Origin of the sequence: Mesorhizobium sp. AA23 (genome assembly GCF_001672435.1) — a bacterium.
Taxonomy (GTDB): domain Bacteria; phylum Pseudomonadota; class Alphaproteobacteria; order Rhizobiales; family Rhizobiaceae; genus Mesorhizobium.
In genome coordinates, this window is sequence record NZ_LYTP01000001.1 from 649,232 (window position 1) to 661,694 (window position 12,463).

General features: G+C 62.7%; 14 protein-coding genes and 1 other RNA gene. 6 read left to right on the forward strand and 9 right to left on the reverse strand.

Going from position 1 to position 12,463, the window contains the following annotated elements:
* Nucleotides 1-91: 91 nt before the first annotated feature.
* Complete coding sequence (locus A9K66_RS03135; protein WP_067319497.1) at nucleotides 92-676, reverse strand: 5-formyltetrahydrofolate cyclo-ligase; 585 nt, start codon at nucleotides 674-676, stop codon at nucleotides 92-94.
* Between the two features lie 82 nt (nucleotides 677-758).
* Nucleotides 759-914, reverse strand: a non-coding RNA gene (ssrS, locus tag A9K66_RS03140) — 6S RNA.
* A gap of 150 nt (nucleotides 915-1,064) precedes the next feature.
* Here ssrS and A9K66_RS03145 point away from each other — a divergent pair.
* The 6 genes from A9K66_RS03145 (at nucleotide 1,065) to msrB (ending at nucleotide 4,845) form a co-directional block, all read left to right on the forward strand.
* Nucleotides 1,065-1,904, forward strand: a complete 840-nt coding sequence (locus tag A9K66_RS03145; RefSeq protein WP_067319499.1) for a MoxR family ATPase — start codon at nucleotides 1,065-1,067, stop codon at nucleotides 1,902-1,904.
* A gap of 90 nt (nucleotides 1,905-1,994) precedes the next feature.
* Nucleotides 1,995-2,441 carry a GNAT family N-acetyltransferase gene (locus A9K66_RS03150; RefSeq protein ID WP_067319706.1) on the forward strand — a complete coding sequence of 149 codons (447 nt, stop codon included), beginning with the start codon at nucleotides 1,995-1,997 and terminating at the stop codon, nucleotides 2,439-2,441.
* An 84-nt stretch (nucleotides 2,442-2,525) separates the two neighbouring features.
* Nucleotides 2,526-2,687, forward strand: coding sequence for a type II toxin-antitoxin system HicA family toxin (locus tag A9K66_RS29030; RefSeq protein ID WP_280944304.1), 162 nt, complete (start codon nucleotides 2,526-2,528; stop codon nucleotides 2,685-2,687).
* Nucleotides 2,688-2,698: 11 nt separating this feature from the next.
* A complete protein-coding gene (locus A9K66_RS03155) occupies nucleotides 2,699-3,103 on the forward strand; it encodes a type II toxin-antitoxin system HicB family antitoxin (RefSeq protein WP_067319501.1) in 405 nt (134 codons plus the stop codon).
* A gap of 10 nt (nucleotides 3,104-3,113) precedes the next feature.
* A complete protein-coding gene (locus tag A9K66_RS03160) occupies nucleotides 3,114-4,304 on the forward strand; it encodes a VWA domain-containing protein (RefSeq protein WP_067319503.1) in 1,191 nt (396 codons plus the stop codon).
* A 136-nt stretch (nucleotides 4,305-4,440) separates the two neighbouring features.
* Nucleotides 4,441-4,845, forward strand: coding sequence for a peptide-methionine (R)-S-oxide reductase MsrB (msrB, locus tag A9K66_RS03165; protein WP_067319505.1), 405 nt, complete (start codon nucleotides 4,441-4,443; stop codon nucleotides 4,843-4,845).
* A 51-nt stretch (nucleotides 4,846-4,896) separates the two neighbouring features.
* Here msrB and A9K66_RS03170 read toward each other — a convergent pair whose 3' ends face one another.
* The 7 genes from A9K66_RS03170 to A9K66_RS03200 form a co-directional block, all read right to left on the reverse strand.
* Entirely contained in the window at nucleotides 4,897-5,196 is a 300-nt protein-coding gene (locus tag A9K66_RS03170) for a hypothetical protein (protein ID WP_082953654.1), read from the reverse strand.
* A gap of 7 nt (nucleotides 5,197-5,203) precedes the next feature.
* Nucleotides 5,204-5,644 (reverse strand): hypothetical protein, encoded by a 441-nt coding sequence (locus A9K66_RS03175; RefSeq protein ID WP_067001692.1) that lies wholly within the window; start codon nucleotides 5,642-5,644, stop codon nucleotides 5,204-5,206.
* A 121-nt stretch (nucleotides 5,645-5,765) separates the two neighbouring features.
* Nucleotides 5,766-6,026: a DUF2312 domain-containing protein gene (locus A9K66_RS03180; RefSeq protein ID WP_067001689.1), complete on the reverse strand. Its 261-nt coding sequence runs from the start codon at nucleotides 6,024-6,026 to the stop codon at nucleotides 5,766-5,768.
* 355 nt (nucleotides 6,027-6,381) lie between these two features.
* Nucleotides 6,382-9,840 carry a pyruvate carboxylase gene (gene pyc, locus A9K66_RS03185; RefSeq protein WP_067319507.1) on the reverse strand — a complete coding sequence of 1,153 codons (3,459 nt, stop codon included), beginning with the start codon at nucleotides 9,838-9,840 and terminating at the stop codon, nucleotides 6,382-6,384.
* 263 nt (nucleotides 9,841-10,103) lie between these two features.
* A complete protein-coding gene (locus A9K66_RS03190; RefSeq protein ID WP_067001684.1) occupies nucleotides 10,104-11,222 on the reverse strand; it encodes a branched-chain amino acid ABC transporter substrate-binding protein in 1,119 nt (372 codons plus the stop codon).
* A 139-nt stretch (nucleotides 11,223-11,361) separates the two neighbouring features.
* A complete protein-coding gene (locus A9K66_RS03195; protein ID WP_067001681.1) occupies nucleotides 11,362-11,709 on the reverse strand; it encodes a DUF6867 family protein in 348 nt (115 codons plus the stop codon).
* Nucleotides 11,710-11,726: 17 nt separating this feature from the next.
* Nucleotides 11,727-12,455 carry an ABC transporter ATP-binding protein gene (locus tag A9K66_RS03200; protein WP_067319509.1) on the reverse strand — a complete coding sequence of 243 codons (729 nt, stop codon included), beginning with the start codon at nucleotides 12,453-12,455 and terminating at the stop codon, nucleotides 11,727-11,729.
* Nucleotides 12,456-12,463 lie beyond the last annotated feature (8 nt).

Genomic DNA, 12,463 nt, shown 5'->3' on the forward strand with positions numbered 1-12,463 from the left:
AGACAAAATCCCTTGCTAACCTCAACTTGGATTGGATAGCAGGAATACTGTTGGATAGGGATTGGAATCGCGCGAAGCGGGTCGGAATATTCTAAGAGGCGGTAAACCGGCGTAACCCGCTCTCGGTGAGTATTTCCGGGATGATCACGTCATGGTTCTCATCCGGCACTTGCGACACCTCCTGGCAGTCGAACGCAATGCCGATCAGCCGCGGCGCCAGCCCTTTGTCGGCCAGCCTGGCGATCGCCCGGTCGTAATAGCCGGCGCCGTAGCCGATGCGGTGGCCGCGCGCGTCGAATGCTGCGAGCGGAACAAACATGAGCGAGGGGTCGAGCTCTTCGGCCTGCTCGTGCGGTCCGACCGTGCCGAAACCCATCTCGACCATTGGCGCGCCGCGCACCAGCTCGCGGAAGACGATGGTTGTCTTGTCGAGGATCGCCGGCAGGCAAAGCCTGGCGCCTTTCTCGCGCAGCGCGAACATCAGCGGCCGCACATCGACCTCGGAGCGCATCGGCCAGAAGCCGGAGACGATCTGGCCCGGTTCGACGGCGATCTGGTCACGCGCCGTCTCAGCCATTTCGAGCGCGATCTCGACCCGCCAGAATTCGTCCAGCGCATCCCGCCGCGCCAGAGCTTCCTTGCGAAGCTGTTTTTTCAGGTCTTTTGATGAGGTCATGCGCAGACGTTAGAAAAGGTCGTATCCGGACGAAGTTGCAGGGGCGACGCTTTCTACCGCATCAAATTCAAAAACGGGAGAGTGGCGATCCACACAACCGGTGGAGAGGTCGATCCCGGGTGCCTACAAAGTAGGTGGGCGCCGTGTGAGAAAACCCACGGGTCTTCCCAGGGACAGCTCCCTAAGGATCGATAAGGCCCCGGGGATAAATTTCTCCTGCCGGGAAGCGCAGACCGCCAAAACCAATATAGGCCCATGGTTGACCGAGCGCCAGAAGGACACCGCTCCAAGCGGCCGCAAATCTGCGTCATGGGCCTTGCGGCGTTGTCATGCCTTGCACAGCCTGGCCAGCGTCCTTAGGGTCGCGGCCCAACGATCAGGAGAAGAAATGCGTTTCGAAGGCACCGCGGCTTACGTCGCCGACAAGGATTTGATGGTGGCGGTCAACGCCGCGATCGCTCTGGAGCGACCGTTGCTGGTCAAGGGCGAGCCGGGCACCGGCAAGACCGAACTCGCCCGTCAAGTGGCGGCGGCGCTCGGCCTCGATTTCATCGAATGGAATGTCAAATCGACCACCAAGGCGCAGCAGGGCCTCTACGAGTATGACGCCGTCTCGCGGCTGCGCGACAGCCAGCTCGGTGACGACCGGTTCAGCGACATCAAGAACTACATCAAACGCGGCAAGCTGTGGGACGCCTTCGCGGCACCGAAAAAGGTCGTTCTCCTGATCGACGAGATCGACAAGGCCGACATCGAATTCCCCAACGATCTTCTGCAGGAACTCGACCGGATGGAGTTCTTCGTCTACGAGACCGGCGAGACCATCCGCGCCGAATTTCGGCCGATCGTCATCATCACCTCCAACAACGAGAAGGAGTTGCCGGACGCCTTTCTGCGCCGCTGCTTTTTCCACTACATCCGCTTCCCCGATATCGAGACGCTGCACCGGATCGTCGACGTGCATTATCCCGGCATCAAGCAGAATCTCGTGCGGGCCGCGCTTACCCAGTTCTACGAGATCCGTGACGTGCCCGGGCTGAAGAAGAAACCATCCACCTCCGAAGCGCTCGACTGGATCCGACTGCTGGTCGCCGACGACATCGCGCCGGAGGATCTGCGCTCCGATCCGAAGAACATGTTGCCGAAGCTGCATGGCGCGCTGCTCAAGAACGAGCAGGACGTGCACCTCTTCGAACGCTTGGCCTTCATGGCCAGGCGCCAGCAATAGGCTTGGCAGCAATAGCGCTTTGTCTGTCTGTGGACCGTTGCCGACAGGCGGCGGTTGCCGCAGCTTCCGACCAAAACATTGGAGGAAAACATGTCCGAGATCACCGTTCGCCCGCTTGCCCAGTCCGACCGCTCCGACTGGCGCCGGCTGTGGACCGCCTATCTCACCTTCTACGAGACCAAGCTGCCGGACGAGGTCTACGACGTCACCTGGAAACGCCTGTTCACGGCGGGCGAGTTCGAGCCGAAAGGCTTTATCGCCACGCTTGAGGGCAAGGCCGTCGGCCTGACCCACTATCTCTACCACCGCTCCTGTTGGTCCGAGGTCAACACCTGCTATCTGCAGGATCTGTTCGCCGACCCCGAAGTGCGCGGCAAGGGCATCGGCGCGGCGTTGATCAAAGCGGTGCAGGACGAGGCGGGCAAGATCGGCGTGAAGAACGTCTACTGGATGACGCACGAGACCAACGCCACCGCGCGCCGGCTGTACGACCATGTGGCCCGGCGCACGGGCTTCATCGAGTACGATCTGTTGTGAAACGGTTGAAACCGGTCCAGCTGCGCAATATATTGCGCATTGGAAAGCCGCCGTGCCGCTGATTGAACTAACACGCGCAAGATCATAGCGCGGCTTTTGCGCGACGGCTGGTCGAGCGTCGGAGGCGGCAAGCACGACAAATACGAGCACCCGGGAAAACCGGATGTGACCATCATCGTGCCGCGGCACCGCGAGCAATCTCCGGGCGTTGCACGCTCGATCGCCAAGCTCGCCGGATGGATTTGAGGCCTGATCGCATGACGCATTATATCGGAGTTCTGGACGGCGCGGATAATGTCTGGGGAATCCGGGTCCCCGACCTCCCGGGCTGCCATGGCGGCGGCGCCAGCCCCGAGGAGGCGATTGCCGATGCAGCATCGGCGATACGCGAATGGGCCGAAACTCGGTTGGCAAAGCACGTCTCGTTACCCGAACCACGAACGGTGGCGGACTTGTTACGATCAGGTGAGATCGATAGCGCCGCAGGCGAGTCTGCCGTCATGATCCCGCTGCTGATCGACTCCGGTCGGTCAGTCCGGGCAAACCTGTCGTTGGACGCTGGTCTGCTTGCGGCGATCGATACTGAAGCCAGCCGCCGGGGCCTGACGCGCTCTGCCTTCATTGCGAGTGCCGCGCGTGAAAAGATCGAGGGGCAGAGATAGCCGTCTGGCGATGTTCATCCCCTTCTTCCTTGAACTGAAAGCCGCGCGGGTTCCCGTTTCGCTCCGGGAGTATCTGTCGCTGCTCGAAGGCCTTGAAGCTGGGCTGGTCGACTACGACGTCGACGGTTTTTACTACCTCGCGCGCTCGGCCCTGGTGAAGGACGAGCGCCATATCGACCGTTTCGATCAGGTGTTCGCGCATGTCTTCAAGGGCGTCGAAGCGCTCGCCGGTCCGGACGCTGTCGACGTCGCCAACATCCCCGAGGAATGGCTGCGCCGGCTCGCCGAAAAGCACCTGAGCGACGAGGAGAAGAAGCTGGTCGAGGCGCTGGGCGGCTTCGACAAGCTGATGGAGACGCTAAAGCAGCGCCTGGAGGAGCAGAAGGGCCGGCACCAGGGCGGCTCGAAATGGATCGGCACCGGCGGCACCTCGCCCTTCGGCGCCTATGGCTACAATCCGGAAGGCGTGCGCATCGGCCAGCACGAAAGCCGCCACCGTCGCGCAGTGAAAGTCTGGGACAAGCGCGAGTTCCAGAACTTCGACGACGCGATCGAGCTCGGCACCCGCAACATCAAGGTGGCGCTGAAGCGGCTGCGGCGCTGGGTGCGCGAGGGCGCCGAGGAAGAGTTCGACCTGCCCGGCACCATCCACGCCACCGCCGAGCACGGCTATCTGGACGTGAGAACCCGGCCGGAGCGGCGCAACGCGGTGAAGCTCCTGATGTTCTTCGACGTCGGCGGCTCGATGGATGGTCACGTCAAAACCGTCGAGGAGCTGTTCTCCGCCGCGCGCGCCGAATTCCGCCAGCTCGAGTATTACTACTTCCACAACTGTCTTTACGAGCGCGTCTGGAAGGACAATCGCCGCCGCCTGGCCGAGACGATCCCCACCTTCGACCTCATCCACAAATATGGGCCGGACTATAAGGTGATCGTGGTCGGCGACGCCTCGATGAGCCCTTACGAAATTGCGCATCCCGGCGGCTCGGTCGAGCACTGGAACCCGGAGGCCGGCGGCGTCTGGCTCGGTCGGCTGCTGCAGCAGTGGCCGAACGCGGTCTGGTTGAACCCTGAGGCTGAGAAGAACTGGCGCTACACCCATTCCATTGCGATGATCAGCGACATCTTCGGCGGCCGCATGTTCCCGCTGACGCTTGCCGGGCTCGAAGCGGCAACGAAGCAGCTATCGAGGAAGCATTGAGCGTGACAGTAATTCGCGGAAACCAGCGGCGATTGCGTTGTCAGTCCCAGCGCTGGTCAGTGGTGTAACAAACACCTATCTTCGTGCGAACATGACATGCCAACCAACAACGAGCCGCCAAGGCCGAGGAGATTTCATGGACACCCACGCCTATCCCGTCACCCGCACCGATGCCGAGTGGCGCGCCCGGCTGACGCCGGAGCAGTATGCCGTCATGCGCAACCACGGCACCGAGCGCCCCGGCAGCTGCGCCCTGCTTTATGAGAAGCGCGCCGGCACTTTCTTCTGCGTCGGCTGCGACCAGCCGCTGTTCGAATCCAAGCTGAAGTTCGAGAGCGGAACCGGCTGGCCGAGTTTCAACGATCCGATCCCGGGTTCGATCGAGACCACCGTCGACCGCAGCTACGGCATGGTCCGCACCGAGTGCCACTGCTCGCGTTGCGGCAGCCATCTCGGCCATGTCTTCGAGGACGGTCCGCCGCCGACCGACCTGCGTTATTGCATCAACGGTGTGGCGCTGCGCTTCGAGCCGGCGGCCTGACAGGCAGTTCGTCATAGTTTCGTAAGGGCGGCTTCGGCCGCCCTTTTCGATTCAGACAACGACCGTCGCAATCAGCCAGAGCGCCGAGCCCAGCATCATCAGCTGCGCCTTGAACCCGCCGGCCGTTTCTGCCGTCCGCCAGACGGCAAGGGCGAGAAAGATGTTGTAGGGGGCGGGAAGGAAATGCACCGTGAGCACCAGCCAGAGCGGCAGCTTCAGCCCAAGCAGGACAAGCGCCAGCCCGGACGAAGCGATGTTGATCGCCGTGCCGGCGAGCAGCATGTCGCGCCAGAACAGCCGGTCGAGCGGCACATTGCCTTGCCAGCGCGAGCGCAAGAAGCCGGCAACCATCTGTGCTCTACTCCTGCCTCAGCACTTGGGTGACGGCTTGCTCGAAGCGCGAGCATTCCGTCGCCAGCCAGTCGGCCATGGCCGGCCAATTGTCCTCGGCAAAGCAGTTGACCCGCCACTGCGAATTGATGCCGAGATTCTGCGCGCTCTGCTCCGGCCTGAGCTTCAGCCGCGCCTCGATCGCCGGTTGGAACGGCATCAGCCGCGTCCAGACCTCCGTCGCGCCGAGCTTCTCGTTGCGGCCGAAGAAGACGCCGACCACGTTCTCGCTGGGCGCGACATACATGGACAGCACCAGGGCGAACTCCGGCATTCCGCGCTGCCAGAACCATGGCCCGCGTCGCGCCAGCCGCGCCCTTTCTTCCGGGTGCCGTTCGGCGAACAGCGCCCAGAACCCGCGATGCCGGAACTCCGAAGCGCGATGGCCGCCGAAGTCGAACTCACTCATGGCCGTCCCTAGAGGGCAATTCCAGGAAAGTGTAACGGTTTCCGTCGGAATTGCGCAAAAGCAAATGGTTGGAGCAGTTCAGCGATTCCATCAAAACGCTGAGCTGATCTAGCCGCGCGCCTTAGACCATGCCGAGCGCGGCCTTATACAGATCGAGGATCGACTCCTCCTCCTGGCGCTCGGCCTGATCCTTCTTGCGCAGCCGGACGATGGTGCGGATCGCCTTGGTATCGAAGCCGGTGCCCTTGGCCTCGCCATAGACGTCCTTGATGTCGTCGGAAATCGTCTTCTTTTCTTCCTCGAGCCGCTCGATGCGCTCGATGATGGCGCGCAGCTGGCCGGCGGCTACAGTCTGGCTGGTCTCGGTGATCTCGTCGGCCATTTTTTCTCTCCGCGTTTTTTTGCGCCACGGCGATTCCCGCCCGGCAAAATTGGAGCGGGTTCGATGCCCGAGCAGGCGCGGCGGGTCAAGACATTATCGATGCGGCATGAAGGGTTGGAGCACCCCAGGCTGTGCTGAGATTCTGGTCAGGCCGAGCCGGAGTCGAAGACGGGCGCGAAGCGGGCGAGAACGGTTGTTCCGAGAACCGGAGCCGAGCGTGCTTGGAGTACGTGGGCATGGGCCTAAGCTGGCCGTAGCCTTAACTGCGACGTGCCTGGTGAGTGCTTCGGCGGCGAAGGCCGGAACCCCAGGAAGCCGGCGTTTGCAGGCCGGCCTCACCTGAAGATCAGCACATTCAGCCAAAGGCGATGAGCAAATCCTTCGCATCGATCTGGTCGCCGGCCTTGACCAGCACCTCTGCCACCACGCCGTCGCGCTCGGCGTGCAACGCGGTCTCCATCTTCATCGCCTCGATCGAGAGCAGCACGTCGCCCGCCTTGACCGCCTGGCCTGGCGCCACGGCAAGAGCCGACACCACGCCCGGCATCGGCGCCCCGACATGCGCCTCGTTGCCCGGCTCGGCCTTGCGCCGCGCCTTGGCGGCCGAAGCGCCATGCGCGCGGTCCGGCACCTTCACGCGACGCGGCTGGCCGTTGAGCTCGAAGAAGACGGTGACCATGCCTTTTTCGTCGACGTCACCGAACGCCTGGCAGCGTATCACCAGGGTCTTGCCCTTCTCGATGTCGACGAAGATCTCGTCTTCCGACTTCATGCCGTAGAAATAGGTCGGCGTCGGCAGCACGCTGACCGGGCCATAGGTCTCCTGAGCGGCGGCGAAGTCGGTGAAGACTTTCGGATACATCAGCCAGGAGGCGAATTCGAACTCGGTGAGCTTGCGCTCGAGCTTCTCCTCGATCTCCTTGCGGCTGGCCTTGAGGTTCGCCGGCTTGAGCAGCGAGCCGGGCCGGACGGTGATCGGCTTTTCGCCCTTCAGCGCCTTCTTCTGCAGCGCTTGCGGCCAACCGCCGGGCGACTGGCCGAGATCGCCGCGCAGCATCGAGACGACCGAATCCGGGAAGGCGATGTCCTTCGCCGGGTTCTCGACATCGGCGACTGTGAGGTCCTGGCTCACCATCATCAGCGCCATGTCGCCGACCACTTTCGACGACGGCGTCACCTTGACGATGTCGCCGAACATCAGGTTGACGTCGTGATAGGCCTGCGCCACCTCGTGCCAGCGCGTTTCGAGCCCAAGCGAGCGCGCCTGTTCCTTGAGATTGGTGAACTGGCCGCCCGGCATCTCGTGCAGATAGACTTCCGAGGCCGGTCCCTTGAGGTCGCTTTCAAAGGCGGCGTATTGGTTGCGAACCGCTTCCCAGTAGAACGAGATGTGGCGGATCCACTGCGGGTCGAGGCCGGGGTCGCGCTCGGTGCCCTTGAGCGCCTCGACGATCGAGCCGAGGCAAGGCTGCGAGGTGTTGCCGGAGAACGAATCCATCGCCGCGTCGATGGCGTCGACGCCGGTCTCGACCGCCGCCAGCACCGTCGCCGCCGACAGGCCGGAGGTGTCATGCGTGTGGAAATGGATCGGCAGGTCGGTCTCTTCGCGCAGCGCCTTGAACAGCACGCGCGCCGCCGAGGGCTTCAACAGGCCCGCCATGTCCTTGACGGCGATGATATGCGCGCCGGCCGCTTCCAGTTCCTTCGCCAGCCCGACATAATATTTCAGGTCGTATTTGGCGCGCGCCGGATCGAGTATGTCGCCGGTGTAGCACATCGCCGCTTCGATCAGCTTGCCCTCGGCACCCACCGCGTCCATCGCGACGCGCATGTTCTCGACCCAGTTCAAGCAGTCGAAGACGCGGAACAGGTCGACGCCGCCGGCGGCTGCCTGTTTGACGAAATGCTGCACGACATTGTCGGGATAGTTGGTGTAGCCGACGCCGTTGGCGCCGCGCAGAAGCATCTGCAGCAGAAGATTGGGGGCTGCCTCGCGCACTCTGCTCAGACGCTCCCACGGATCCTCGGTGAGGAAGCGCATGGCGACGTCGAAAGTGGCGCCGCCCCAGCATTCCAGTGAGAGCAGCTGCGGCAGCGCGCGCGCATAGGTGCCGGCGATGCCGGCGATGTCGTAGGTGCGCATGCGGGTGGCGAGCAGCGACTGGTGTCCGTCGCGCATCGTCGTGTCGGTAACGAGCACCTGGGCTTGCTCGCGCATCCATACCGCGAACTTCTGAGGCCCGAGCGCGTCGAGCCGCTGCTTGCTGCCGTCCGGCACCTTGCCGTTGAGATAGGGCACCACAGGTGCCGCCGCATCCGCCTTCGGCACCGGCCGTCCGCGCGTCTCGGGATGGCCGTTGACGCTGACGTCGGCGAGATAGTTGAGCAGCTTGGTGGCGCGGTCCTGCCGCTTGACCTGCTCGAACAGCTCCGGCGTCGTGTCGATGAACTTGGTGGTGTAGGAATTGTCGGCGAAGCTCGGGTGGTTGATGATCGCTTCGAGGAAGGTCAGATTGGTGGCGACGCCGCGGATGCGGAACTCGCGCAATGCCCGGTTCATGCGCGCGATCGTCTCGGCCGGCGTCGGCGCCCAGGCCGTCACCTTTTCGAGCAGCGGATCGTAGAACCGGGTGATGACCGCGCCCGAATAGGCGGTGCCGCCGTCGAGGCGGATGCCGAAGCCGGTGGCGCCGCGATATGCGGTGATGCGCCCGTAATCGGGGATGAAATTGTGTTCCGGGTCCTCGGTGGTGATGCGGCACTGCAGGGCGTGGCCGTTGAGCTTGATGTCCTTCTGCGCCGGCACGCCGGACTCCGGCGTGCCGATGGCGAAGCCGTCGAGGATGTGGATCTGCGCCTTTACGATATCGATGCCGGTCACCATCTCGGTGACCGTATGCTCGACCTGGATGCGCGGGTTGACCTCGATGAAATAGAACTTGCCGGTGTCGGCGTCCTGCAGGAACTCGACGGTGCCGGCGCCGATATAGCTGGTCTCGCGCGCGATCTTCAGCGCGTAGCCGCAGAGTTCCTCGCGCAGTTTCTCGCCGAGGTAGGGAGCCGGCGCACGTTCGACGACCTTCTGGTTGCGGCGCTGGATCGAGCAGTCGCGCTCGAACAGATGCACGGCATTGCCCTGCGTATCGCCCAGCACCTGCACCTCGACATGGCGGGCGCGCTCGATCAGCTTTTCGAGATAGACCTCGTCCTTGCCGAAGGCGGCCTTCGCCTCGCGCTTGCCTTCCATGACTTCGCGCGCGAGGTCGGCTTCAGCGCGGATGGCGCGCATGCCGCGGCCGCCGCCACCCCACGAGGCCTTGAGCATCACCGGATAGCCTATTTCCGCGGCGAGCTTTTTCACCTCGTCCATATCGTCGGGCAGCGGATCGGTGGCGGGCACGACCGGCACGCCGACTTCGATCGCCAGGTTGCGCGCCGCCACCTTGTTGCCGAGCCGGCGCATCGTTTCGGGCTTCGGCCCGATGAAGGTGATGCCGGCGGCAGCGCAGGCCTCAGCGAATTCGGGGCTTTCCGACAACAGGCCGTAGCCGGGGTGGATCGCATCGGCACCCGAGAGGCGCGCGACGCGGATCACCTCGTCGATCGACAGATAGCTTTCGATCGGACCCATGTCCTTGGTGAGATGCGGACCGCGCCCGACCTGGTAGCTTTCGTCGGCCTTGAAGCGGTGCAGCGAATATTTGTCCTCTTCCGCCCAGATCGCCACGGTTTTGAGGCCTAGCTCGTTGGCCGCGCGAAAGACGCGGATGGCGATTTCGGACCGGTTGGCGACGAGGATCTTCGTGATTGCCAAGGACTGGGCTCCAGTAGCGGAAGGTGAGGTGAACCGGCGCAATGATTAGCGTGAAAATGCTGCAGCGCAAACAAAATAGCGCGACACTTCAATCGATTTAAATCGTTTGTTTGCGCCAAACCTTCGCGACGGCCTCCGAGCGCCTGGACGACAACGCCGACGAACTCGGCGAGGGACACGAAGGCAGGATGGGTGCGCGGCCAACAAAAAATGCCCGGCGCTCAGCGCCGGGCATCTCGGAAAGTCGGCTCTTCTTTGCCGGCTTATTGCTCGAAGTAGGAGTACTTGCCGTCTTCACCCTTCTTCCAGGTGTACATGACATAGTCCGGGCGGGTGATGTCGCCCTTGGAGTCATACCCAATGTCGCCGATGGCGGTCTTCCAGGGGCCGCCCGACTTGATCGTCTCGGCGACTTTCTGCGCATCGTCGGCGGAGCCGGTCTTCGTGATGGCCGCAGCGATGATCTGGATCGCGGCGTAGGAGTAGAGCGTGTAGGCCTCCGGTTCGAAACCGGCAGCGCGGAACTTCTCCACGAGCTCCTTGGCGTTCGGGTTCTTGCGCGGATCCGGCGCGAACGTCATCAGCGTGCCTTGGACGGCGTCGCCGGCGATCGAGGCGAGCTCGTTCGACACGATGCCGTCGCCCGACATGAACTGGGCCTTGAGGCCCTGGTCAGCGAGCTGGCGGATGATGAGGCCGGCTTCCGTATGCAGGCCGCCATAGTAGACGACGGAGATACCGGCTTCCTTCATCTTGGCGATGAGCGCCGAGAAGTCCTTGTCGCCGACATTGATGCCTTCATACATGGCTTCGTTGACGCCATTGGCGTTGAGCGCCTTCTTGGTTTCATCGGCAAGGCCCTGGCCATAAGGGGTCTTGTCATGGATGAGCGCGATCTTGGCGTCCTTGAAGTTCTTGGCGACATAGTCGCCGGCAACCTTGCCCTGTTGGTCGTCGCGTCCGCAGGTGCGGAACGTATTCCACATGCCGCGTTCGGTGAACTTGGGATTGGTCGCGGCCGGCGTGATTTCGAGGATGCCATTCTCGGCATAGACTTCCGACGCAGGAATTGAGACGCCCGAATTGAAGTGGCCATCGACGAACTTGATGCCGTCGGCGACAAACTTGTTGGCGACCGAGATGCCCTGCTTCGGATCCGACACGTCGTCACCCACGCTCAGCTTAAGCTGCTGGCCGAGGACTCCGCCAGCCGCGTTGATGTCGGCGACCGCCTGTTCGGCGCCCTTCTGCAGCTGCGCGCCGAAGGCCGCGTTCGGACCGGTGATCGGACCGGCGACGCCGATCAGAATGTCGGCCCACGCGCTGCCGCTGAACGCGATGAACGCGGTCAGCGCCACGGCGGACAAGAGTGATTTTTTCATTGAAACGCTCCCATTTACGGAGTGGGCGTGGATGATACTTTCATGCGATGCCCACCCTTATCGCAGAAAGCATAGAATGCCGATTTTCAGGCACTTGTCACGCCAAATTCATTCCCCGGAACGGCGTTGATCATGAAACTCAACCCTTTGGTTTCCAGCTCAATAAGGAGGCTCTTTCGTAGAGCCAATTATACTGAGTGACCATCTGGTTCGTGCGCGTGTATTGATAACCAAGGAAGCCCAGTATCATTAGCACGATGGTGTCGACGATATAGTAGTGCAGCGAAAACATCGTGCCGTCGAACAGCGCGTGGTGGATGAACCTTATGCCGATGCCGAGTCCGAGCATATAGAGGAACAGCTGAAAGAAGCTGCGCCAAGTCTGCGCGCTCGCCTTGCCGGTCATCCAGGCCGCCCATCCGCCGAGCAGGCAGGTGACGAACAGGAACTGCCAGATCGAGGCTTCCTCGTAGAGAATGCCCTGCATGATGAAGTCTCCTGAACTCAGTGGTGGCCGCCTTCGAGATAGGCGGCGCGCACTTCCGGATTGGCGAGCAGCTCCTTGCCGGTGCCGCTCATCGTCACATTGCCGTTGACCATGACGTAGCCGCGATTGGCGAGCTTCAGCGCGCCGAAAGCGTTCTGCTCGACTAGGAACACGGTCAGCCCTTGGGTCCGGTTCAATTCGCGGATTGCATCGAAGATCTGCTTGACGATCAGCGGCGCCAATCCCAGCGACGGCTCGTCGAGCAGAAGCAGCTTCGGCCGGGCCATCAGCGCACGGCCGATCGACAGCATCTGCTGCTCGCCGCCCGAGAGCGTGCCGCCGCGCTGGCCGATGCGCTCCTTCAGCCGCGGGAACAGCGCAAACACCTTCTCGGCATCCTCGTCAAAATGTTTTAGGTTGTCGAGGCTGGCGCCCATCTGCAGGTTTTCCATCACCGTCATGCGCGGAAAGATGCGGCGTCCCTCAGGCGACTGGGCGATGCGCATCCGCGCGATCTCGTGCGTCGGCAACTGCGTGATGTCGTTGCCGGCAAAGGTGATGGTGCCGCTGCGCGCACGCGGCGCGCCGAAGATCGTCATCATCAACGTCGACTTGCCGGCGCCGTTGGCGCCGATCAGCGCCACGATCTCACCTTGGTTGACGGTGACGTCGACACCGTTCAGCGCGCGGATGTTGCCATAATAGGTCTGCACGCCCTTGATATCGAGCAGCGTTGTGCCGGCCATTACTTACG